We start from the raw sequence: 22,504 nt of genomic DNA on the forward strand, positions 1-22,504 counted from the left end.
GGCCCCTGCCCAGCCCCCCTCAGCCGGGCGGCAGACCGCCCCGGCCGAAGGCGAGCCGGAACTGCGGGAAGCGGGCCTCCTGCGGGTCCAGCAGGTCGATCAGCGCGACCAGCTCCGTCTGCAACTCCCCCAGCCTCGGCACGGCCGGGGCGGTGTCCCCGGCGAGCCGGTCCACGTCCGCCAGCAGGTCGGAGAACCACAGGGCGAAGGCCGCGTCGTCGTCCAGCTTCGCGCAGAACTCCGCGAACCCCAGACAGCGCCGCCGCCCCGGCTCGCCCTCCGGATGGACCATCAGCTCGCCGATCGCCCGCTGCTGGCCCCGGAAGAGCCGTAATTCGTTGCTCACCGCGTCGATCCTGGCCAGAATCGCGCCTATCCGGGAGAGCTGGAGCATGACCCGGGTGTTGAGACGGTTCCCGCCCAAGTCGAGAAACTGGACATCCCGCCGCAGGATCTCCACCCACCCCAGGTACTCGGCGAGCACGAAGACCGTACTGCGCCGCGCGAACGCCGCCTCGCGCTCGGTGCCCCGGGTGAGAAACGACGTCATATAGCCGTCACCACGGTCGGGATCGTTGTCGAGGACATGGCCGCGCAGGATGTTGAAGAGCCGGGTCTGCAAGTCGAACGCGGCCCAGGCCAGCGAGGCCCCGTACCGGTCCATGTAGTCGCGCTGCTCCCAGGAGCGCAGCCGACGCTGCTGCCAGTACCCGAAGAACCCGGCCAGCGCGGCGCTGCACACAGCGACGACCGCCGACACCAAGGACACCGCATCCATACGTCCACTCCCCCGAGGTCACAGACAGGGTGTCCGGTTCCCGGCCGGAATTCCAGTCCGCCTGCCCCCGATTGGCCATGGGCGGCGGTTCCGTACCCCTCCTACGCTCGCCCCATGCGTATCCGAATCGTCGATGCCTTCGCCGACCGCCCCTTCACCGGCAACCCCGCCGGAGTCCTCCTCCTGGAGTCCGGCGCCTTCCCCGACGACGGCTGGCTCCAGGCGGTCGCCGCCGAGGTGAACCTCTCCGAGACCGCCTTCGCCCATCCTCTGCCGCCCGGCGGCGACGCCGACTGGGCGCTGCGGTGGTTCACCCCGCTCACCGAGGTGGGGATGTGCGGTCACGCCACCCTCGCCACCGCCCACGTGCTCCACTCCACCGGGCGGGCGGGCGGCGCCCTGCGCTTCGCCGCCCGGCCCGGGGTGCTCGGCGCCGAGGCGCACGAGGACGGTTCGATCACCCTGGACTTCCCCACCTCCCCGCTGACCCCGCTCGCTCTCTCCGGCCCCGAAGGCATCGCCACCCCGCTCAACGCGTCGCTCACCACCGCCCTCGGCACCGAGCCCGTCTCCGTGCACGACACCTCGGCGGACGTGGGCGACCTGCTGGTGGAGGTCGCCGACGAGCGGACCGTACGGAGCCTCGCCCCGGACTTCGCCGCGCTCAAGGGCCTCTCCGGCCAGGGCCTCTCCGGCCGGGGCGTCATCGTCACGGCCGCCGCCGAGGACCCGGACGGCGGTTACGACTTCGTCTCGCGCGGGTTCTTCCCCGGCGTCGGGATCGACGAGGACCCGGTGACCGGCAGCGCGCACACCGTGCTCGCCCCGTTCTGGTCGGCGCGCCTGGGCCGTACGGAGCTGACCGGCCTCCAGGCGTCCGCGCGCACCGGCCTGGTCCGCACGGCGCTCCGCGGCGGCCGTACGCTGCTCTCCGGCCGGGCCGTGACCGTCATCGACGGCGAGCTGCTCACCGCTCCGTGACGGGTGCGGTACGGCGCGGCGCGGCCCGGCGCGGCGCGGCGCCGTCACACCGTCGGCAGCCAGGACACCTGCCCCGCCAGCAGCGCGTACCCCACGAACGCCCCGATGTCGAGCAGCGCGTGGGCGACCACCAGCGGACCGACCCGCCCCCACCGCCGGTAGAGCAGCACGAACACCACGCCCATCACCATGTTGCCGATGAACCCGCCGATGCCCTGGTACAGGTGGTACGAGCCGCGCAGCACCGAACTCGCCGCCAGCGCGGCCAGCGGCGACCAGCCGAACTGCCCCAGCCTGCGCAGCAGATAGCCGACGACGATGACCTCCTCCAGGACGGAGTTCTGCACCGCGGAGAGGATCAGCACCGGGAACTTCCACCACACCGGGGGCAGCGACTCCGGCTGGACCGTCAGATTGAACCCGCCCGCCTGCATCGCCAGGTAGAAGGCGAGCCCGCAACTCCCGATCCCGGCCGCCACCAGCGTGCCGCGCCCCAGGTCGGACCAGGGCCGGCGGCCGTCGAAGCCGAGTTCCCGCAGCCCGCTGCCCTCGCGCAGCAGCAGATGCGCGACGAGGGCGACCGGCACCAGCGCGGTGGTGATCCCGAAGAGCTGCCAGGCGAGATCCAGCCAAGGACGGCCCGGCGCCGCCGAGGCGTTGAGCCGGGCGGCCTGTTGGCTCAGCGCCTCGGGCCGGGTCAGCGCGCCGATGAAGCTGATGAGCGCGGACACCCCGCTCGCCCCCAGCGAGAGCGCCAGCACGAGCACCGTCTCGTGCCGCAACGTCCGTGTGGAAACGGCCTCTTGAGCGTACGAGCCGTCCCCGCGCCCCGCCCCGCGCCCCGCCTCGTCCTGCACCCCGGCCTCCAGTTGACTAGTTCACTATTCGCGCCTCATGCCCGTCACGGTGCCGCTAGGGTCTCGAAAGCAGGTACGAAGATCGCGCGCGACAGGCCGGGAGACCGGCACCGTCCGGCGACCGGCCCTGGTCCTCCGGGCCCGTCCACTCTGCCAGCCCTTGTTCACCCTTCACGAAGGAGGGGCGTCACCGTCATGGGACGTCACAGCTTGCCCGACGCACGACCGGCGGGAGCGCGCAGGGCCCGGCCGCCGCGCCGGCGCACGGTCGCCATCGCCGCGGCGGTCGTGGCGGCGGTGGCCGCGGGGACCGGGATCGCAGGAGCGAGCGGCCTGCTCTCCTCGGGGAGCGCCTGTGAGAACACCCCGGTACGGCTGGATCTCGTCGCCTCCCCCGATATCGCGCCCGCCCTGCGCGATGTCGCCGACCGGGCCCGCCGGGACCATGTCACCTCCGACGGCCGCTGTATCGACATCCGGGTCACGGCGCGGGAGAACGCCGAGGTCGCGAAGGCGCTCGCGGCCGGGGGCGGCGCGCCCGAGTACCAGATCTGGGTGCCGGACTCGGACGTCTGGGTGGAGCGCGCCAAGGGCGCGGGCGACGGTGTGCCGCTGACCCCGGCCGGCAATGTGGCGCTCTCCCCGCTGGCGCTGGCCGCGCTGCCCTCCTCGGCGCGCGAACTGGGGTGGCCGGCGAAGACGTACACCTGGGCCGCGCTGGCCGAGGCGACCGGCAACGCCGGCACTCTCCGGCTCGGCGCGGCCGACCCGGCGCGCAGCGCCACCGGGCTGCTCGCGCTCGCCGGCATCGCGGAGTCGGAGCGGCAGGAGTCCCGGCGGCAGAGCGCGCAACCCGCCGACAGGTCCGACGGAGCCGGCGGGCCCGGCGGCACCCGGGCCGCCGCCACCGCCAAGCTGCTCGCCCAGCGGGTCTCGGAGTCGGACACGCGGGTGCTGGAGAGCCTGGCACAGGACGACGAGGGCACGGGGGCGGCCGACCCCCGGCGCAATCAGGTGCTGCTCCTCTCCGAGCAGGCCGCGTTCCGGCACAACTCGGCGCGCGGCGACGCGCCCCGGCTGGAACTCTTCTACCCCACCGACGGCACGCCCGCGCTCGACTACCCGTACAGCCTGGTCGACCAGACCGGGATGACCACGGACGAGGGCCGCGCCGCCATGCGGTTCATGGCGCTGCTCAGCGAGGAGAGTTCGTACCGCACCCTGGCCGAGCACGGTTTCCGGGTCGCCGATGTCCCCGTCCCGGCCGATGTGCTGGTCACGGCGGGCGGCAGGGCGCCCCAGCCGTACGCGCGGGAGGACGCCCGCCCGCCGTCCACGGAGGCCGTGGAGGAGGCCCTGGGGCTCTGGACGACGTCGGTGCGCTCCACCCGGCTGACGACGGTGGTGGACGCCTCCGGCTCGATGGAGGAACCGGTTCCGGGGCGCGGCGGGCAGAGCAGGATGGATGTCACGAAGGCGTCGCTGCTCCGGGTCCTGGCGCAGTTCACCGCCGATGACGAGATCGGGCTCTGGGAGTTCAGCACCCGGCTGGACGGCGCCAAGGACTACCGCAAGCTGGAGAAGACGGCGCGGCTCGGCGCCGCGGCGCCGGACGGCGGCACCCACCGCGAGCGGCTCTCGGACGCCTTCACCGCGCTGAAGCCGGTCCCGGGCGGGGACACGGGGCTGTACGACACGACGCTCGCCGCCTATCAGGAGGCGCGGGCGGGGTACGTGCCCGGGAAGTTCAACGCGCTGGTCATCCTCACCGACGGCGCCGACAAGGACGACGACGGCATCTCCCGCCGCGAGCTGGTCGAGCGGCTGAGAAAGCTGGTGGACCCGGCGCGTCCGGTGGCGCTGATCGGGGTCGCGGTGGGGCCCGACGCGGACCGCAAGGAGATCGACGCGATCGCGCGGGCCACCGGGGGCGCGGGGTACGAGGTGAGCGACCCGGCGGAGATCCACTCCGTGATCCTGCGCGCGATCATGCTCTCGGCGACCGAATCCGCGGCGGCCACCACGGCGGCCCGCCCCTGACCGCAACCGTACGTACGGAGCCGCCCCCGGCCCCGTACGTACGCGCCGACCTGACGTCCCTGACGCTCCTGACGCCCCCTCACCCCGTCCCGGTGGCGAACGGTCCGGGGTCCGGGCGCCGTCTCCCCGAGGGCGCGGGGAACCCGGTGGGCCAGGTGTGGACCGGCTCGCCGGTGTGCATCAGCTCGGCGTAGCGGCGGGTGGTGGCCGCGAGCGCCGCCTCTCGCTCCAGGCCGGCCTCCAGCGCCCGGTGGTACGTCTCCACCTGCCAGGAGGCCCCGTTCACCCGGCGCTTGCACCGCTCCTCGATCACCCCGAGGTAGAAGTCCCGGTCGGCCGGGGCGACCTGCCAGGCGTCGAGCCCGGCCGCGGCGAGCGGCAGCAGTTCGTCCCGTACGAGCTTGACCGCCGGCACGGTGGTGATACCGCCATTACGGCCCGGACGCGGCCAGCGCAGCTCCGCTTCGATGCCGTGGCGGCAGGCCTCCTCGAAGTTCCGGGCGGCGTCCTCGAAGGGCAGCCGGGTCCAGACGGGGCGCGCCTCCTCGGCGAGGGCCCGGACCAGGCCGTAGTAGAAGGCGGCGTTCGCGACGACGTCGGTGACCGTGGGCCCGGCGGGCAGCACCCGGTTCTCCACCCGCAGATGCGGGGCGCCGTCGGCGACCGAGTACACCGGCCGGTTCCAGAGGTAGACGGTCCCGTTGTGCAGGGCCAGTTCGGGGAGTTCGGGCATCCCGCCGGCGTCGAGCACCCGCATGGGGTCCTCGTCGTCGCAGATCGGCAGCAGCGCGGGGAAGTACCGCAGGTTCTCCTCGAAGAGGTCGTACGCGGAGGCGGTCCAGCGTTCCCCGAACCAGGTCCGGGGGCGCACCCCCTGGGCCTTCAGCTCCGGCGGCCGGGTGTCGATGGCCTGCTCGAAGAGGGGCGGCCGGGACTCGCGCCACAGCTCCCGGCCGAACAGGAAGGGCGCGTTGGCACCCAGTGCCACCTGCACGGACGCCACCGACTGGGCCGCGTTCCACACATCGGGAAAGCGCTCGGGGGTCACCTGGAGATGGAGTTGTACGGAGGTGCAGGCGGCGGCCGGGGCGATGGAGGCGGCCGTGCACGTCAGGTGTTCCACGCCGTCGATGTCGAGGGTGAAATCCTCGCCGCGGGCCGCCAGCATCTGGTCGTTGAGAAGCGCGTAGCGGTCGACCTCGGAAATGTTCGCGGAGACCACGTCCTGCTGGGTGAGGGTCGGCAGAATTCCGATCATCACGATGCCCGCGTCGACCTCGCTCGCTTTGCGGTGCGCATATCCGAGGCCGGTACGGAGTTCCTCGGCGAGCTGGTCGAGAACGCGGCCGCCCAGCCGGTGCGGGGCCACGTTCACTTCCAGGTTGAACATTCCGAGTTCGGTCTGGAAATCACCGCTCGCGATACGCCTGAGCACCTCCGCATTCATCATGCGCGGCATGCCGTCGGAGCCGACCAGATTGAGCTCGATCTCCAGCCCGATCAGGTTCTTGGGGCGGTCGAACCTCCCCTCCGCCAGCAGCCGCTCCAGCACCGTCAGGCACTGCTGGAGCTTCCTGCGGTATTTCTGCCGATCGGACAGGTCGGAACTGCCTGCTTCGACCTTCTCCCCCATCGGAGTGTCCCTCCTCGACTGGGTGTCCGGCGCCGGGGGGCGCTCGCATCACGATCGATAATGCCCACGCGGAGTGATCCGTAACGCCTCCGCGCACCCCGGGCGCCCGGTAGGGTGGTGACCCCGCCCACCGAGGCTTCCGGCACATTCACTCGGCATAAACGGGGTGACAGGGCGTGGATTCTTGTTTCCACTGCCCGAACCGGCAGCCAAAACGCCGACTATTTTCGGCCGACCCCGCCCGGGGAATCATCCCAGGCCAGAGACGGTCTCTTCACCTTTTATCCACGGAAAGCGCGTGAGAGAGGGACTTAATAGTGCCTTGACGGCAATACCTGGTACAGCTAGCGGAAACATGGCGTGAACACGCGTCGTATAAACTCTGCCCACGAGGCGGAGAGTCGGCGCCCGGCCGCAGGACCGATGCTCACCCCAGGTCCTGAGACCCGGTGGCCCACCTCTGACCCCGCACGCCGACAGCGACGTCGCACCCGCCCGCGTTCCTTTTCACGCGTCACCCTGTCTCCTGAATGAGAGGCAACCCACCATGCCGCTGCATGTACCCCCGGCCCCGGCGCCCGCCCTGCGCAGCGTTCTCGCGGCACTCGGTTCCCCCACCGCCGTGCGCGATGCCCGCACCCCGGCCCTACAGTCCGTCCAGGGACCGCTGAGCCCCGAACTCCCGCTCCCCGTCCATGAGTTGGACGCACTCACCCCCGTCGCCCCGGAGGACCGCACGGCACTGACGAACCGCGCGCCACGCACCAGACTCACCGGCTGGCGCTTCCTGATCCGCAACGGCGAGCGCGCCGTGGCCGCCGCGGACACGATGCTCACCGCCGACGGCTGGGCCTTCTCCCGCTTCTTCGAGGGCCCCTATCTGCCCTCCACGGAGCGGGCGCTGCGCCAGGCCGAGTCCCTGACCACGTTCCACCAGCCCCGTCTGCTCTCCGTGCCCGAGCTGTACATGCTCATGCTCTGGCTGCACGGCGACACGGCGGCCGACCCCGCGTCGGGCGCACCCGCGCCGGCCGACATCCTGATCCCGCTCGCCCCCGCGCCACCGGGTTTCGCCGCCCACCGTCCCCACCTGGCCGCCGAGTTGCTGCCGGTGATCGACGTACGGCTCACCCCCGCCACGCCCCTGCTCCGTACCCCCGCCTGATCCGGTCGTCCCCTGTGCCCCGCGCCCCGGCCGGCGCGGGGCGCCGTGCTGCCCATCTCGGGTAGTCCCCTCAGGTCCCCCCGAACCATCCGGAAAGACAGTCCAGTTGAGCTGAACCGTCCGGGCGGGTGACACGTCCTTAAGCAGAAGGAAGCGCTGCCCGGAAATACCTGCGGACGACCGTCCGTGGGGCAAGACTGGTACTGGTCCGGACCGGACCAGTAGGGACCGGACCGATACGGGGGGAGGCGGCCATGACCACCACATCGAGCCGCAGGACACTGACGACGACCCAGCGAAAGAATCCGACCATGTGCCAGCACCAGCCACCCTGCCCGCCCGCCGACTCCGCCGAGCGCGACGCCGCCCGGCTGATCGCCCACCACCCGGAGCAGGGGTGGAGCCTGCTGTGCAACGGCGTGCTCCTCTTCGAGGACACCGGCGAACTGCTGCCCGACGGGAAGATCATCGCCCCGCACCGGCCGCTCCGCGCCGAGCAGGTGGCCGCGGCCGCCTGAGAGCCCGGCACGCCCGGCGGCCCGCGCACCCGGGCGAGCCGCCGCGAGAGAACCAGGGGCCGGCCGGAGCACACACTCCGTACCGGCCCCGACGTACGACCCCGCGCGTCCCGCACTCCGCGTACACCTGGTACGCCCCGTACGCCCGGTGCCGTACGCCCTCGTGCGCGTCAGTGGTCGTACGCGTCCACCGGCGGGCACGAGCAGACCAGGTTGCGGTCGCCGAAGGCGCCGTCGATCCGGCGGACCGGCGGCCAGTACTTGTCCGCGGCCGGCACCCCGGCGGGGAAGACCGCCTCGGCGCGGCTGTACGCGTGCTCCCACTCCCCGGCGAGCGCGGCGGCCGTGTGCGGGGCGTTGCGCAGCGGATTGTCGTCCGCCGGCCACTCACCCGACGCGACCCGCTCGACCTCGCCCCGGATCGCGATCATCGCCGCGCAGAAGCGGTCGATCTCGCGCAGATCCTCGCTCTCGGTGGGCTCGATCATCAGGGTGCCCGCCACCGGGAACGACATCGTCGGCGCGTGGAAGCCGTAGTCGATCAGCCGCTTGGCGATGTCGTCGACGCTGACCCCGGTCGCCTTGGAGAGCGGGCGCAGATCGATGATGCACTCGTGCGCCACCAGCCCGTTGGGGCCGGTGTAGAGCACCGGGTAGTGCGGTTCGAGACGCTTGGCGATGTAGTTGGCGGCGAGCACCGCGACCTGCGTGGCCCGCTTCAGCCCCTCGCCGCCCATCAGCCGTACGTACGCCCAGGAGATCGGCAGGATCCCGGCCGAGCCCCACGGCGCCGCCGAGATCGGCCCGACCCCTGTCGCGGGCCCGGCGGCCGGCTGGAGCGGGTGGTTGGGGAGATACGGGGCGAGGTGGGCCCGTACGCCGACGGGGCCGACGCCGGGGCCGCCGCCGCCGTGCGGGATGCAGAAGGTCTTGTGCAGGTTGAGGTGCGAGACATCGGAGCCGAACCGGCCCGGCTTCGCCAGCCCCACCAGCGCGTTCAGGTTGGCGCCGTCCACGTACACCTGGCCGCCCGCGTCGTGCACGGCAGCGCAGATGTCACCGATGTGCTCCTCGAACACCCCGTGCGTGGACGGGTAGGTGACCATCAGGACGGCCAGTTCCGCGCCGTACCGCTCGATCTTGGCGTGCAGGTCCTCGATGTCGACATCGCCGTCCTCGCCGGTCCTGACGACCACGACCCGCATCCCGGCCATGACCGCGCTCGCCGCGTTCGTGCCGTGCGCGGAGGACGGGATGAGGCAGACGGTGCGCCCGGTGTCGCCGTTGGCCCGGTGGTAGGCCCGGACGGCGAGCAGCCCGGCCAGCTCGCCCTGGGAACCGGCGTTGGGCTGGAGCGAGACCGCGTCGTACCCGGTCACCTCGGCGAGCCGCTCCTCCAGTTCACGGATGAGCGTGAGATAGCCGCTCGCCTGCTCGGCCGGGGCGAAGGGGTGCAGCGCCCCGAACTCGGGCCAGGTGACCGGCTCCATCTCGGTCGTCGCGTTGAGCTTCATCGTGCAGGAGCCGAGCGGGATCATCCCCCGGTCCAGCGCGTAGTCCCGGTCCGCGAGCCGGCGCAGGTAGCGGAGCATCGCGGTCTCCGAGCGGTGCTCGTGGAAGACCGGGTGGGTGAGGTAGCCGTCGGTGCGCAGCAGCCCGGCGGGGAGCGCGTCGTCGGTGGCCGCGTCCAGCGCCTCGATGTCGCCCTGGACCCCGAAGGCCGTCCACACGGCGGTGAGATGGGCGCGCCCGGTGGTCTCGTCGCAGGCCACCGAGACATGGTCGGCGTCGGCCTGGTGGAGGTTGACCCCGCCCTCGCGCGCGGCGGCCACCACCTCGGCGGCCCGGCCCGGCACCCGGACGGTCAGCGTGTCGAAGTAGGCGCCGTGCACGGTCTCCACCCCGCCCGCCCGCAGCCCGGCGGCGAGCACCGCCGCGTACCGGTGGGTGCGCCGGGCGATGGCCCGCAGCCCCTCGGGGCCGTGGTAGACGGCGTACATGCCGGCCATGACGGCGAGGAGCACCTGCGCGGTGCAGATGTTGCTGGTGGCCTTCTCGCGGCGGATGTGCTGCTCACGGGTCTGGAGGGCGAGCCGGTACGCCTTGTTCCCGTCGGCGTCCACGGAGACCCCGACGAGCCGCCCGGGCAGGCTGCGGGCGAACTTCTCGCGTACGGCCAGGTATCCGGCGTGCGGTCCGCCGAACCCCATGGGGACACCGAAGCGCTGGCTGGTGCCGACGGCGATGTCGGCGCCCAGCTCGCCGGGGGGCGTGAGCAGCGTGAGGGCGAGCAGATCGGCCGCGACGGTGACGACCGCGCCGAGCTCCCTGGCCTGCTCGATCACGGGCCTGAGGTCCCGTACCGCCCCGGAGGCACCCGGGTAGGAGAGCAGCACCCCGAAGACACCGCGCTCGGCGATCTCCGCGGGGATGGCCTCGCTCAGGTCGGCGACGACGACCTCGACACCGGTCGGTTCGGCGCGGGTGCGGATCACGGCGACCGTCTGGGGCAGGGTGTCGGCGTCGACCAGGAAGACACCGTCCTTGACCTTGCCGACGCGCCGGGAGAGCGCCATGGCCTCGGCGGCGGCGGTGGACTCGTCGAGCAGCGAGGCGCCGGAGGTGGGCAGCCCGGTCAGCTCGGCGACGACGGTCTGGAAGTTGAGCAGGGCCTCCAGCCGGCCCTGGGAGATCTCGGGCTGGTAGGGCGTGTACGCGGTGTACCAGGCCGGGTTCTCCAGGACATTGCGGAGGATCACCGGCGGGGTGAAGGTGCCGTAGTAGCCGAGGCCGATCATCGGGGTGAGGACCTGGTTGCGGTCGGCGAGCGAGCGCAGCTCGGCGAGGACCTCGGCCTCGGTACGGGCGCCGGGGAGGCTCAGCCGCTCGGCGCTCCTGATCGCGTCGGGCACGGCGGCGTCGGTCAGCTCGTCCAGCGAGCCGTAGCCGACCTGCGCGAGCATCTTGGCCTGCGCGCCCGTGTCGGGGCCGATGTGGCGCTGCTCGAAGGGGATGCCGCGCTCCAGATGGGCGAGCGGGGTGCGGTGGGCGTTCATTGCGGAGGCCTCCTGGTCTGTCACGACCTGCGGGGGCACCTAGGCGCGGGTGCCCGGAACGGGCCTCCCCCTCTGTCATCTCGACCTGAGAGCTTCACCGGCCCGTGCGGGGGACCGGCTTTCACCGTCGGTGAGAGCGGCCGCCGCATGGTCCGGCGTCCGCCCTGCTTTCCAGAGTGACCTCGTCCGCGCGGTACGGGGGCCTGAGAGATTCCGGGGAGGATTTGCTCCTTCGGCGCCTCCGGCGGGCTTGCCGGAGAACTCTCCCGCACGGGGTCAACAGCCGCTGGCAAGCCTACCAGCGGGGTGTTCCGGACAAGTTTCGAGTGGCCGTCGCCCGCGTTCTGCCCTTTCGTAGCGTGTACGAGCAGTTGCGACCCGTTGGAGGGAACGTGGAAACCGAAACCGATCCGCGCAGCCTGATAGGACGCAAAGCGTACGACCGTGACGGCCGTAAGTTCGGCACGGTCGACGAGGTCTATCTCGACGACGCCACCGGTACGCCCGAATGGGCGGCCGTCCGTACCGGACTCTTCAGCCGGGACGCCTTCGTCCCGCTCGCCCCCAGCACACTCGCCCCGGAGGGACTCCGGGTCCCGTTCGAGCGCGCGTTGATCAAGGACGCCCCGGACTTCGGTGTCGGCCGCCATCTCTCGCCCGACCAGGAGCTCCAGCTCTACCACCACTACGGCCTCGCCCTCCCGGATCCGGAGTCGCCGGAGGACCCGGCGGCCTTCTCCGACCGGGACGCCGAGCGCGACTTCGGACGGCTGGCGGGGCACGACGACTGATCCGCGCCCGGACGCCCCTGGTGTTCCCCGTCCCCGTGGCGTGGCATCGCCGCCTCGGCGACCGGGGGCACCAGGGGCAGCGGCTCGGAGAGCTCCAGCGCGGGGTCGTCGGCCCAGAACGTCCGTACCCGGCCGGGCGCGGATCCGGGCTCCTCGAACCGTACGGTGACCCGCCGTACCCCGCTGCCCTGCACCCAGCCCGCCCCGAACTCGGCGTGCCGCACATCGTGCCCGGCCGGGAACCGCCGCTCCGCGGGCGCCGCCACGGGCTCCGGAGACCCGGGCAGGCCGTCCCGTACGGTCCCCGCCGCGCCCCCGTCCGCCGCGCCCCGTACCGCCTCCCCCGGCGCCGGGCCGTCCGTCCGGCCGCCGTCCCCGCCCGCGGCCTCCCTCGCGGCCCGCTCCTCGGCCGCCGCCTGCGCGAACAGGTCCTCCTGCGTGTAGTCGGCGAGCCCGCTCACGCCCACCCCGAGCAGCCGTACGCCGCCCGTGGTGTCCACGGACTCCAGCAGCCGGCCGACCGCCTCCCGCACCACCACAGGGTCGTCCGTGGGGCCTCTGAGCGTCTCCGAACGGGTCAGGGTGGAGAAGTCGTACCGGCGCACCTTGAGGACGACGGTGCGCCCGGAGTGCCCGGCCTCCCGCAGCCGCCGCACACACCGCTCCGCGAGCCGGTCCACCTCCGTCCGCACCCGTACCCGGTCGTGGAGGTCGGTGTCGAAGGTGTCCTCGACCGACACCGACTTGGTCTCGCGCTCGGCGACCACGGGCCGCTCGTCATGGCCCAGCGCCATCCGGTACAGCGCGGCCCCATGGGCCTTGCCGACCAGCCGGACCAGCTCGTCCTCGCCCGCCTCGGCCAGCTCGGCGACCGTGGTCATCCCGGCCCGCCGCAGATGCTCGCCGGTCGCCGGCCCCACCCCGGGCAGGGTCCGCACCGTCAGCGGCCCCAGCAGCTCGCGCTCCGTGCCGGGCTCGATCAGGACCAGGCCGTCCGGCTTGGCCCGCTCCGAGCCGATCTTCGCCAGCATCTTGGAACCGGCGAGCCCCACCGAGCCGCTGAGCCCGGTCAGCGCCCTGATGTCACGGCGCAGCCGCTCGCCCACCGCCCGCGCCGAGGCCGTGTCGATGGCGGCGCCCGCCTCCAGGTCCACGAACGCCTCGTCCAGGCTCAACGGCTCGACCAGCGGCGAGAGCCTCCGCAGCAGCTCCATGACCTGCTCGCTGACCGCGCGGTAGAGGGTGAAGCGGGGGATGAGATACGCGGCGTTGGGCGCGAGCCTGCGGGCCTGGGCCATCGGCATCGCCGAGTGCACCCCGAAGCGCCGGGCCTCGTAGGAGGCGGTCGAGACCACGCCACGGGGCCCGAGACCGCCGACGACCACCGGTTTCCCGCGCAGGCTCGGCTTCGCCGCCTGCTCGGCAGCGGCGAAGAAGGCATCCATGTCCAGGTGGAGGACGGTCGGCGCGGTTCTCACCCCACCGATGCTGCCTCACGCCACTGACAATCGGCCCCGGACGCGACAGCGGGGCCCGCGAACCTCCTGTTCGCGGGCCCCGCCGGTCCTCCGCCGGCCCTTTGCCGGTCCTTCGTACGTCCTGCTCAGCCGGCCCGGTCGCGGCGTCTGCGGGCGGCCAGTTCGTCGGCCGGGTTGTTCCCGATCAGGGTCTCGCCGGTGTCGATCCGCTCCCCGTGGAGCTGGGAGAGGGCGGCCTCGACATCCCGCCACACCACGCCGACGGCGATACCGAAGACCCCCTGGCCGCCCTGGAGCAGCGAGACGACCTCGTCGGGCGAGGAGCACTCGTGGACGGTGGCGCCGTCGCTCATCAGCGTCATCCGGTCCAGGTCGCGGAAGCCGCGGTCACGCAGGTGCTGGACCGTCGTCCGGATGTTCTGGAGCGCGACCCCGGTGTCCAGGAACCGCTTCACGATCTTGAGGACGACCACGTCCCGGAAGCTGTAGAGCCGCTGTGTCCCCGACCCGTACGCCGGCCGTACGCTCGGCTCGACCAGCCCGGTCCGTGCCCAGTAGTCCAACTGGCGGTACGTGATGCCCGCCGCCGCGCACGCCGTGGGTCCCCGGTATCCCACCGTCTCCGCCCCGAGGCCGGTCGCGCTGGTGTGAAGCGGATACGGACCGCCCGCCGCCGTACCGTCGCCGCTGCTTCTCACGCCGACCCTCCGTCCTTGACCTGCCTTGTCGAAGGTAGGCAGTCACCCGGGGTGCGTCAACGATCGCCACACTCGCCACGCCGAGTGATAATCACCCTGAGTGTGGTTTCGCGTGTCCCTTTTCGGGGAAAGGCTCACCGAATGCGTCGGCGGGGCCCGGCGCGGCGGCCGCCGTCGCTCACTGGCTGTTGGTCCCGAAGTCCTCCGGAGAGATCTGGTCGAGGAATTCGCGGAACTTCTCCACCTCGTCCTCCTGCTCGTCCGGGATGGCGATACCGGCATCGTCCAGAACCCCGTCACTGCCGTAGATCGGCGTGCCCGTGCGCAGGGCGAGCGCTATGGCGTCGCTCGGCCTCGCGCTCACCTCGACCCCGCTCGCGAAGACCAGCTCCGCGTAGAAGACCCCTTCGCGCAGATCGGTGATCCGGACCTCGGTGAGCTCCTGTCCCACCGCCTCCAGCACGTCCTTGAAGAGGTCATGGGTCAGCGGCCGGGCCGGGGCCATGCCCTGCTGGGCGAAGGCGATGGCGGTCGCCTCCCCCGGTCCGATCCAAATGGGGAGGAACCGGTCGCCTCCCACTTCACGCAGGAGCACGATCGGTTGGTTGGAGGGCATTTCCACCCGGACACCCACAACGTCGAGCTCGTTCACACAGCAACCCTAGGACGTGCCCGGCAGGTTTGGGTAGTCGGACTCCCCCATGATCAGTGCGGAGCGGCTCCCAGAGCACTCCTGAGCAGGGCGGCGTGGAGCCGCGCGAAGAGGTCGGAAAGCTCCTGGGTGGTCGCCTCCGCATGGGCTCTGGTCTGCGGATTACGGTGGCGCCGCAGCGGCGCGACGACCTGCTCGACCACTCCGGCCTCCCGCTCGGCCGCCGCCTTCATGACGCGCAGATGGCGCGGTTCCAGGCCGAAACCACCCAGTTCCGAGACGAGTTTCGCCACCGTCACCGCCTCCGCGTCGTACCCGCCGTCCGGCAACGGCACGATCAGGCCGTACGCCTCCCACGCGGCCAGCGCCTCCGCCTCCGCCCCGGCCGCGGCGAGCAGCTCCTCGCGGCCGATCCGGGGCGCGGTGACCGGACCGGGCTCCCGGCCGTCCCGGGCGCCGGCTCCGCCGGGCGGGGTCCGCCGGGATCCGGGCAGGGATACGTCCTCACCGCGCTCCAGGGCGTCCAGGTGGCCCTTGATGACCTTCAGTGGCAGATAGTGGTCCCGCTGCATCCGCAGGACGCGAGCGAGCCGCTCAAGGTCCTCCACGCTGAATTTCCGGTACCCCGAGGGGGTCCTGCCAGGAACAACGAGCCCCTCGGCCTCCAGAAACCGGATCTTGGAGATGGAGACCTCGGGAAACTCCTCCCGCAGCCTGCCGAGGACCGCCCCGATGGACATCAGCGGGGCCCCGGTGGGGGCGGTGCCGGATCCGGCACCGCCCGTCGGTGTACGCGGCATGGACCTTCCTCAGCGGCCGGAGCGCGCCCTGGTCGCACGCCCCTCTGGTGTCACACGCCCCGCGGCGAGGCGTAGAAGACCATCCGGTACTTCCCGATCTGGACCTCGTCGCCGTTGGCCAGCAGGACCGAGTCGACCGGCTCACGGTTGACGTACGTACCGTTGAGACTGCCGACGTCCGAGACGGTGAAGTGACCGTCGGCGCCCCTGCGGAACTCCACATGGCGCCGCGACACGGTCACGTCGTCCAGGAAGATGTCGCTCTCCGGGTGCCGGCCCGCCGTGGTCAGCTCGCTGTCCAGCAGGAAGCGGCTGCCCGAGTTGGGACCGCGCCGCACCACCAGGAGCGCCGAGCCGACCGGCAGCGCGTCGACCGCCGCCTGGGCCTCCGGGGTGAGCGAGGGGAGCGCCGTCTGCCCCGTCACCTCGGAGTCGTACGCCTCCAGACCCGAGATCGAGATCGTCGAGGTCGTCTCCGAGGCGCGCTCCGGCGGGACTCCGCCCCGCAGGGGCGCCCCGCAGTTGGAGCAGAACCGGCTGGCCTCCGCATTGCGGTGCCCGCACCTCGTACACACAGGCAAACCCGCCATGGAGGGATCCTCCTGCCCCGACCGCCCCTCAGGGGCCGATGATTCCCCGAAACCTATGCGGCCGGGACCGGCAGGGTCAACAGACGGCGCGCCGGAGGCCTCGCCGCCCACCTGGTCGCGGAAGAGCGGACGCTCCTCGCTCCCGCCGTCACGCCCCGCGCGCCGACGCGAGTTGCCCCCGCCGTCCTCGCGTGCGCTCTTGCCGAACAACTTCCCAAACAACTTCACGGGCGATTCCCCTTGACCGAAACAGACCCGCCCGTGGGGCAGGACGAACCCTGAATGAACACACCTGCCGACCCGGACATCTTGACAACGTCCGTGACCACCGGACAGTTTCCACCACTCACCGCACTCTTCGTGCGCCGACCCCCCGCAACCTCATGCCCCCGTGCGGCGGCTCGCATGCGCCCTTGCCTCACTGCGATGACGACCGAGCGTAGTCAGGCCGCTTCGCAGGCCGCAAGGCATTCACAATGATCTTCTCAGCCCGTGCCACCGTGGCCGTGGCCTGCTCCTTCTCCAGTGTCTGCACCACCCCGCCCGGAATGTTGAGGGCGGGCTCCAGATCCTGCGGCTTGCCGATCACCTTCAGGACGTACGGCGCGGACACCGCCTTGCCGTCCACCCGTACCTCACCTCCGCCGCCGGAGAAGTAAGTATGGGCGACGACACGGACATCGTTGATCTGAATGGCCTCCGCGCCGGCCGCGCGCAGCTCCTGGATCGTGTCGAGGAGCATGTCCGGCGCGACCGTGCCGCTCATGTCCGTGATCGTCAGCGTGATACCGGGCCCCTCGGCGGCCACCGTACCGGCCAGGATGCCGAGCTGCTGCGCCTTTTCCCTGGTCTGCCTGCGCGCTTCCTCCGCCTGGTCCGAGCTGGTCTCCAGCTCGGTGCGCTGGGCCTCCAGACGCTGCTTCTCGTCCTCCAGGCGCTGCGTCCGGTTGTCCAGCTCGTCCAGGATCCGCACCAGGTCCTCCTGGCGGGCGCCGCGCAGCGCGCTGTCGTCGTTGTTCGACCTGACCTGGATGGCGAGCCCCAGCCCGAGTCCGAACAGCAGTACGGCCACGATGAGCTGAGCCCGCGTCACCCGGGGCGGCCAGAGCCCCGCCGCCAACCGCTGGCGCCCGGTGAGCTCTTGTGCCGCCGGCGCCGCCCCTTCCGGGGTCCCCCCGGCCCCGTGGGGCTCCTGGGGCGCCGCCTCGGGGGTCTCCTCGCGCGGTCGGGCCTCGGCGGGCAGCTCGGGCCCGGGGACGCTCCGCGCCCGCTCGGGCCCGGAGTCGCGCGGCTTCTCGTGGTTCTCGCGGTTCTCGTCGCTCATGGGTGTCACGCCCGGAAGACGTGCCGGCGGATCGCGGCGGCGTTGGAGAAGATCCGGATACCGAAGACGACCACCACGCCGGTGGACAACTGCGCGCCCACGCCCAGCTTGTCGCCGAGGAAGACGATCAACGCGGCGACCACCACGTTCGACAGGAAGGAGACCACGAAGACCTTGTCCACGAAGATCCCGTCGAGCATGGCCCGCAGCCCGCCGAAGACCGCGTCCAGAGCGGCGACGACGGCGATCGGGAGGTACGGCTCGACCACGGCCGGCACCTCGGGCCGGACCAGGAGTCCGGCCACGACTCCCACGACGAGGCCCAGTACGGCGATCACGATGTGCCCTTCCCCATGTCTGCCGCTTCCTGTCCGCCGCCCTTGCCGGCGTCGGCGGTCTCCGGCTCTGCTGTACGTACGATCAGGCTGGGCGCGGCAGGGAGGCGCACGTCCCGCTGGACCGAAATGCTGGTGCGGATGGAGAAGTTCTCCTGCAAGGAGTGGAGATACCGGCCATCGGCGCTGTTCTGGAACCTGGTGCTCAGCTTCTTTCCGTCCCCCACCGCGAGCACCGTGTACGGCGGCACGAGTGGCCTGTTGTCGACCAGTATGGCGTCCCCGGCGGCCCGGATCGCCGACAGCGAGGTGAGCCGCTGGTCGTTGATGGCGATCGCCTCGGCGCCCGACTCCCACAGGCCGTTGACGACCCGTTGCATGTCGCGGTCGCGCACCCGCCCCGTATCGGAGAAGCCGCTGCTCTCGCGGGGCCCGCCGCCGCCTCCCGTGGAGGCGTCCTTGGCGTCGTCCACGACCAGTTTCACCCCGGGCCCGTCGACGGGCGTCGCACCGGCCAGCAGGGCCACCAGCTCGCCGTGGTCGCCGCCCTGGGAGCGCAGGGCGGCGCGCTGGCGGTCACCGACCTCCTTGCGGAGCCGCTCGACCGTACCGGCGAGACCGTCGGCGGTGGCGGTCTCGGAGTCGATCCGGTTGATCAGCTCCTCGCGCTCCTTGGCCACCACGGGGGCCGAGATACGCGCCTGGGCGGCACCGACAGTGACGACCAGCGCGGCCAGCGCCAGCCCGGCGGCGAGCCCCAGTTTGGCCTTGAGGGTGCGCGGCAGCCCCCGGTCCTCGCCCTCTCTGCGGGCGGCGGCCTCCGCGTACCCCTCGTCGAGGCCGTGGTCCATCACATTGTTCAGCAGCGACATCGACGCGTCGGGACGCGCGGGCGGAGAAGCGGTGCTCCGGACGGGGGGCTGCTGCGGCATGCCGCACATCGTCGCACGTCGCGACCGCTACCGCCGAATGGCCCCACCGAGGTGCCGGACGGTGCCCGATCACACCGTCCGGCCCGTCCCGGGAACGCCCGCGAAGCGTCCCGGACCGCCCCTAATGACCTGCGCTGTCCACCACGGTGGACCATTCGTCGAGCAGCGCCTGGGCCGACGCGTCGTCAGGACCCTCCGCCCACAGATGGGTGACGGCCTCCGCCGGGTCGGGCAGCACCATCACCCAGCGTCCATCGGCCTCGACCACCCGCACCCCGTCGGTGGTGTCCACCTGGCGCTCACCGGCCGCCTCCACGACGCTCCGCATCACCAGCCCCTTGACGGCCCACGGGGTCGCCAGATCGCGGCGCAGGACGTGCGCACGGGGGATCCGGGCGTCGATCTGGCTCAGGGTGAGCTGGGTGCGGGCCACCAGTCCGATGAGGCGTACGAAGGCCGCCGTACCGTCGAGGACGCTGCTGAACTCCGGCACGATGAAGGCGCCCTTGCCGTCCCCGCCGAAGATCGTGGACTCCTCGCGGCCGACCCGGGTCAGGTCGTCGGGCGAGGTGGTGGTCCACTCCACGCGGGTGCCGTGGTAGGCGGCGACCTGCTCGGCGATACGTGTGGTGGTGACCGGGAGCGCCACGCGCCCGCTGCGCCGCTCGGCGGCGACCAGGTCGAGCAGGACCAGCAGGGCCCGGTCGTCCTCGATGATGCGGCCCCGCTCGTCGACCAGGGAGAGCCGCTCGCCGACGGGGTCGAACCGCACGCCGAACGCGGCGCGCGCGGAGGCCACGATCTCGCCGAGCCTGACCAGCCCGGAGCGGCGGGATTCGGCCGTCTCGGTGGGCCGGGACTCGTCGAGCCCCGGGTTGATGGTGAGCGCGTCGACCCCGAGCCGGCCGAGCAGGCTGGGCAGTACGAGCCCGGCACTGCCGTTGGAGGCGTCCACGACCACCTTGAGCCCGGCCTCGGAGATCCCGGAGGTGTCGACGTTACGGAGCAGGGTGCCGGTGTACGAGTCGAAGACGCTGGCCGGGAAGTGCAGGTCCCCGATCTCGCCGGGGAAGGCCCGCCGGTACTCCTGGCGGGCGTAGACCCGGTCCAGTTTGCGCTGTCCCGCCTGGGAGAGGTCGGCGCCCCGCTCGTCGAAGAACATGATGTCGACGGAGTCGGGCACGCCGGGCGAGGTCCGGATCATGATGCCGCCCGCGCTCCCCCGGGCCGTCTGCTGGCGGGCCACGGGCAGCGGTACGTTCTCCAGGTCGCGCACGTCGATGGCGCTGGACTGGAGCGAGGAGATCACCGCCCGTTTGAGCGCCCTGGCCCCCCGGGAGTGGTCACGCGCCGTGGTGACGGTGGCGCCCTTCTTCAGCGTGGTCGCGTAGGCACCCGCCAGCCGGACCACCACTTCTGGCGTGATCTCGACGTTCAGGATGCCGGAGACACCGCGGGCCCCGAAGAGGTTCGCCTGTCCACGGGACTCCCAGATGACCGAGGTGTTGACGAAGGCGCCGGCCTCGATGGTCTTGAACGGGTAGACCCGCACATTGCCCTGGATGATCGATTCCTCGCCGACGAGGCACTCGTCGCCGATGACCGCGCCGTCCTCGACCCGGGCGGCCCGCATGATGTCGGTGTTCTTGCCGATCACGCAGCCGCGCAGATTGCTGTGCTGGCCGATGTAGACGTTGTCGTGGACAACGGCCTTGTGGAGAAAGGCGCCGGTCTTCACGACGACGTTGGAGCCGATGACGGTGTGCTCCCGCAGTTCGACGTCGGCCTCGACCTTAGCGTAGTCGCCGATGTACAGGGGGCCGCGCAGGACGGCGTCGGGATGGACCTCGGCGCCTTCGGCGACCCAGACGCCCGGGGAGATCTCGAAGCCGTCGATCTCGACGTCGACCTTGCCTTCGAGGACATCGGCCTGGGCCTTGACGTAACTCTCGTGGGTGCCGACGTCCTCCCAGTACCCTTCGGCGATATAGCCGTAGATCGGCTTGCCTTCCTTCATGAGCTGCGGGAAGACATCGCCGGACCAGTCGACGGAGACGTCGGCCTCGACATAGTCGAAGACTTCGGGCTCCATGACGTAAATACCGGTGTTCACGGTGTCGGAGAAGACCTGGCCCCAGGTGGGCTTCTCCAGAAAGCGTTCGACCTTTCCGCCTTCGTCCACGATCGTGATCCCGAATTCCAGCGGATTCGGCACCCGGGTCAGGCACACCGTCACGAGTGCGCCTTTTTCCTTGTGGAAGGAGATGAGGTCGGTGAGGTCGAAATCGGTGAGGGCGTCACCGGAAATGACGAGGAACGCATCGTCCTTGAGTGCTTCCTCGGCGTTCTTCACGCTCCCCGCGGTGCCGAGCGGCTTCTCCTCGTTCGCATAGGTGAGCTCCATGCCCAGCTCTTCTCCGTCGCCGAAGTAGTTCTTGACGAGGGAGGCGAGGAATTGCACGGTCACGACGGTCTCGCTGAGCCCATGGCGCTTGAGCAGCCGCAGCACATGCTCCATGATCGGCCGGTTCACGACCGGCAGGAGCGGCTTGGGCATGCTTGAGGTCATGGGACGAAGCCGAGTGCCTTCGCCACCGGCCATCACGACGGCCTTCATGTCGGAAGCGTCCTCCTTGAAGAGACGGTCTCGCCGACTTCACCCGTGTGGAACGAGGCCCCATGGCGTCAGGCGCGGGCCGGCGACATTGCACGGCCCCGCATCGACGAGCTCAATCGGCCACGGTGTCCGCCTTGACGAGCCGGCGGACCTGGACCACATACAGCACTCCTGCCCACCAATACAGAGTTGTACCCCACACGGCGAACGCCCATCCGAAAATTTCGGCGAGTGACGCGAGCCATCCGCTTCCGTCACTGAGGAGCAGCAGCGGGAAGGCATACATCAAGTTGAAGGTAGCCGCCTTGCCGAGGAAGTTCACCTGGGGAGGCGGGTAGCCGTGCCTGCGGAGGATTCCCACCATCACCAGAAGCATCAGCTCACGGGCCAATAGAGCGGCGGTGAGCCACAGTGGCAGAATCTCGCGCCAGGTGAGGCCAACCAGGGTGGAAAGGATGTAGAGCCGGTCGGCGGCCGGGTCGAGGAGCCGTCCGAGACTGCTGATCTGGTTCCAGCGGCGGGCGAGCTTTCCGTCGAGATAGTCGCTGACGCCGCTCAGCATCAGCACCAGCAAGGCCCAGCCGTCGCTGTTGGGGCCGCCGAACTCCGGACGCAGAATCAGCCACAGGAAGAGCGGTACGCCGACGAGGCGGGCCATGCTGAGGATGTTGGGGATGGTGAGCACCCGGTCCGTCTGGACGCGGGTCTCCTGGACCTCCACCCGGGGGCCTCCTGTGAGAACGAGCCGACGATGCCTCCTGACCTTACCTCCAGGACAGGGCGGTTCCGGCAGGGGGTCCGGAACGCGGAAATGCCCCGTACCACAGTCAGTAACTGTGGTACGGGGCATTCCCACAATGATTGTTCGGCGGCGTCCTACTCTCCCACAGGGTCCCCCCTGCAGTACCATCGGCGCTGTAAGGCTTAGCTTCCGGGTTCGGAATGTAACCGGGCGTTTCCCTCACGCAATGACCACCGAAACACTATGAAGATAACAAAACACCGGTGTAATCACGGTTGTTCGTTCCTTCAGAACCAACACAGTGGACGCGAGCAACTGAGGACAAGCCCTCGGCCTATTAGTACCAGTCAGCTCCAACCGTTACCGGTCTTCCACACCTGGCCTATCAACCCAGTAGTCTCCTGGGAGCCTTAACCCCTCATGGGGGTGGGAGCCCTCATCTCGAAGCAGGCTTCCCGCTTAGATGCTTTCAGCGGTTATCCTTTCCGAACGTAGCCAACCAGCCATGCCCTTGGCA

The 22,504-nt window shown here is 71.1% G+C and carries 19 protein-coding genes, 2 rRNA genes and 1 riboswitch; of the genes, 5 read left to right on the plus strand and 16 right to left on the minus strand.

Going from position 1 to position 22,504, the window contains the following annotated elements; genetic code table 11:
- Positions 1-19: 19 nt before the first annotated feature.
- Positions 20-778, minus strand: a complete 759-nt coding sequence (locus AB0O07_RS10685; protein ID WP_365630175.1) for a hypothetical protein — start codon at positions 776-778, stop codon at positions 20-22.
- 114 nt (positions 779-892) lie between these two features.
- On the opposite strand from AB0O07_RS10685, the gene AB0O07_RS10690 reads away from it, so the two are divergent.
- Positions 893-1,759 (plus strand): PhzF family phenazine biosynthesis protein, encoded by an 867-nt coding sequence (locus AB0O07_RS10690; RefSeq protein ID WP_365630178.1) that lies wholly within the window; start codon positions 893-895, stop codon positions 1,757-1,759.
- A gap of 44 nt (positions 1,760-1,803) precedes the next feature.
- Here AB0O07_RS10690 and AB0O07_RS10695 read toward each other — a convergent pair whose 3' ends face one another.
- Entirely contained in the window at positions 1,804-2,541 is a 738-nt protein-coding gene (locus AB0O07_RS10695) for a type II CAAX endopeptidase family protein (protein WP_365630181.1), read from the minus strand.
- A 270-nt stretch (positions 2,542-2,811) separates the two neighbouring features.
- On the opposite strand from AB0O07_RS10695, the gene AB0O07_RS10700 reads away from it, so the two are divergent.
- A complete protein-coding gene (locus AB0O07_RS10700; RefSeq protein ID WP_365630184.1) occupies positions 2,812-4,656 on the plus strand; it encodes a substrate-binding domain-containing protein in 1,845 nt (614 codons plus the stop codon).
- 79 nt (positions 4,657-4,735) lie between these two features.
- Here AB0O07_RS10700 and AB0O07_RS10705 read toward each other — a convergent pair whose 3' ends face one another.
- Entirely contained in the window at positions 4,736-6,289 is a 1,554-nt protein-coding gene (locus AB0O07_RS10705; RefSeq protein WP_365630187.1) for a glutamate--cysteine ligase, read from the minus strand.
- 547 nt (positions 6,290-6,836) lie between these two features.
- Here AB0O07_RS10705 and AB0O07_RS10710 point away from each other — a divergent pair.
- Together AB0O07_RS10710 and AB0O07_RS10715 are read left to right on the plus strand one after the other, a co-directional pair.
- Positions 6,837-7,454 carry a hypothetical protein gene (locus AB0O07_RS10710; protein ID WP_365630190.1) on the plus strand — a complete coding sequence of 206 codons (618 nt, stop codon included), beginning with the start codon at positions 6,837-6,839 and terminating at the stop codon, positions 7,452-7,454.
- 311 nt (positions 7,455-7,765) lie between these two features.
- Positions 7,766-7,972, plus strand: coding sequence for a DUF5999 family protein (locus tag AB0O07_RS10715; protein WP_365630392.1), 207 nt, complete (start codon positions 7,766-7,768; stop codon positions 7,970-7,972).
- Positions 7,973-8,142: 170 nt separating this feature from the next.
- Here the strand turns inward: AB0O07_RS10715 and gcvP are convergent, their stop codons facing one another.
- Positions 8,143-11,028 (minus strand): aminomethyl-transferring glycine dehydrogenase, encoded by a 2,886-nt coding sequence (gcvP, locus tag AB0O07_RS10720; protein WP_365630193.1) that lies wholly within the window; start codon positions 11,026-11,028, stop codon positions 8,143-8,145.
- Positions 11,029-11,209: 181 nt separating this feature from the next.
- A riboswitch (glycine riboswitch) is annotated at positions 11,210-11,307 on the minus strand.
- Between the two features lie 113 nt (positions 11,308-11,420).
- Here gcvP and AB0O07_RS10725 point away from each other — a divergent pair.
- Positions 11,421-11,819 carry a PRC-barrel domain-containing protein gene (locus AB0O07_RS10725; protein ID WP_365630196.1) on the plus strand — a complete coding sequence of 133 codons (399 nt, stop codon included), beginning with the start codon at positions 11,421-11,423 and terminating at the stop codon, positions 11,817-11,819.
- Here the strand turns inward: AB0O07_RS10725 and AB0O07_RS10730 are convergent.
- The 12 genes from AB0O07_RS10730 to AB0O07_RS10785 form a co-directional block, all read right to left on the minus strand.
- Positions 11,714-13,297 (minus strand): DNA polymerase IV, encoded by a 1,584-nt coding sequence (locus AB0O07_RS10730; protein ID WP_365630199.1) that lies wholly within the window; start codon positions 13,295-13,297, stop codon positions 11,714-11,716. The genes AB0O07_RS10725 and AB0O07_RS10730 overlap by 106 nt on opposite strands.
- A gap of 125 nt (positions 13,298-13,422) precedes the next feature.
- A complete protein-coding gene (locus tag AB0O07_RS10735; RefSeq protein WP_365630395.1) occupies positions 13,423-13,914 on the minus strand; it encodes a MerR family transcriptional regulator in 492 nt (163 codons plus the stop codon).
- Positions 13,915-14,173: 259 nt separating this feature from the next.
- Positions 14,174-14,647, minus strand: a complete 474-nt coding sequence (locus tag AB0O07_RS10740) for a bifunctional nuclease family protein (RefSeq protein WP_024493232.1) — start codon at positions 14,645-14,647, stop codon at positions 14,174-14,176.
- 53 nt (positions 14,648-14,700) lie between these two features.
- Complete coding sequence (locus AB0O07_RS10745) at positions 14,701-15,447, minus strand: MerR family transcriptional regulator (protein ID WP_365630202.1); 747 nt, start codon at positions 15,445-15,447, stop codon at positions 14,701-14,703.
- Positions 15,448-15,497: 50 nt separating this feature from the next.
- A complete protein-coding gene (locus AB0O07_RS10750) occupies positions 15,498-16,373 on the minus strand; it encodes an FHA domain-containing protein (RefSeq protein ID WP_365630398.1) in 876 nt (291 codons plus the stop codon).
- 82 nt (positions 16,374-16,455) lie between these two features.
- Entirely contained in the window at positions 16,456-17,361 is a 906-nt protein-coding gene (locus AB0O07_RS10755; RefSeq protein WP_365630205.1) for a DUF881 domain-containing protein, read from the minus strand.
- A gap of 5 nt (positions 17,362-17,366) precedes the next feature.
- Positions 17,367-17,699, minus strand: a complete 333-nt coding sequence (locus tag AB0O07_RS10760; protein ID WP_365630208.1) for a small basic family protein — start codon at positions 17,697-17,699, stop codon at positions 17,367-17,369.
- The gene (locus AB0O07_RS10765; RefSeq protein ID WP_365630211.1) at positions 17,696-18,628 is read right to left on the minus strand and encodes a DUF881 domain-containing protein; all 933 of its coding nucleotides are present in this window, start codon (positions 18,626-18,628) and stop codon (positions 17,696-17,698) included. Before AB0O07_RS10765 ends, AB0O07_RS10760 begins: the two co-directional genes overlap by 4 nt.
- A gap of 121 nt (positions 18,629-18,749) precedes the next feature.
- Entirely contained in the window at positions 18,750-21,245 is a 2,496-nt protein-coding gene (locus tag AB0O07_RS10770; protein ID WP_365630214.1) for a mannose-1-phosphate guanyltransferase, read from the minus strand.
- 112 nt (positions 21,246-21,357) lie between these two features.
- Positions 21,358-21,966: a CDP-alcohol phosphatidyltransferase family protein gene (locus tag AB0O07_RS10775; protein WP_365630217.1), complete on the minus strand. Its 609-nt coding sequence runs from the start codon at positions 21,964-21,966 to the stop codon at positions 21,358-21,360.
- A gap of 142 nt (positions 21,967-22,108) precedes the next feature.
- A 5S ribosomal RNA gene (gene rrf / locus AB0O07_RS10780) occupies positions 22,109-22,225 on the minus strand.
- 79 nt (positions 22,226-22,304) lie between these two features.
- Positions 22,305-22,504: ribosomal RNA gene (locus AB0O07_RS10785) — 23S ribosomal RNA — on the minus strand; the annotation flags it as partial.

It is taken from the genome of Streptomyces sp. NPDC093085 (assembly GCF_040683935.1).
GTDB lineage: Bacteria > Actinomycetota > Actinomycetes > Streptomycetales > Streptomycetaceae > Streptomyces.

Bases quoted from the DNA above. Each gene is read 5' to 3' on its own strand.
- AB0O07_RS10685 (WP_365630175.1), bottom strand. From the start codon at position 778: ATGGATGCGGTGTCCTTGGTGTCGGCGGTCGTCGCTGTGTGCAGCGCC.
- AB0O07_RS10690 (WP_365630178.1), top strand. From the start codon at position 893: ATGCGTATCCGAATCGTCGATGCCTTCGCCGACCGCCCCTTCACCGGC.
- AB0O07_RS10700 (WP_365630184.1), top strand. From the start codon at position 2,812: ATGGGACGTCACAGCTTGCCCGACGCACGACCGGCGGGAGCGCGCAGG.
- AB0O07_RS10705 (WP_365630187.1), bottom strand. From the start codon at position 6,289: ATGGGGGAGAAGGTCGAAGCAGGCAGTTCCGACCTGTCCGATCGGCAG.
- AB0O07_RS10710 (WP_365630190.1), top strand. From the start codon at position 6,837: ATGCCGCTGCATGTACCCCCGGCCCCGGCGCCCGCCCTGCGCAGCGTT.
- AB0O07_RS10715 (WP_365630392.1), top strand. From the start codon at position 7,766: ATGTGCCAGCACCAGCCACCCTGCCCGCCCGCCGACTCCGCCGAGCGC.
- gcvP (WP_365630193.1), bottom strand. From the start codon at position 11,028: ATGAACGCCCACCGCACCCCGCTCGCCCATCTGGAGCGCGGCATCCCC.
- AB0O07_RS10745 (WP_365630202.1), bottom strand. From the start codon at position 15,447: ATGCCGCGTACACCGACGGGCGGTGCCGGATCCGGCACCGCCCCCACC.
- AB0O07_RS10755 (WP_365630205.1), bottom strand. From the start codon at position 17,361: ATGAGCGACGAGAACCGCGAGAACCACGAGAAGCCGCGCGACTCCGGG.
- AB0O07_RS10765 (WP_365630211.1), bottom strand. From the start codon at position 18,628: ATGCCGCAGCAGCCCCCCGTCCGGAGCACCGCTTCTCCGCCCGCGCGT.
- AB0O07_RS10770 (WP_365630214.1), bottom strand. From the start codon at position 21,245: ATGAAGGCCGTCGTGATGGCCGGTGGCGAAGGCACTCGGCTTCGTCCC.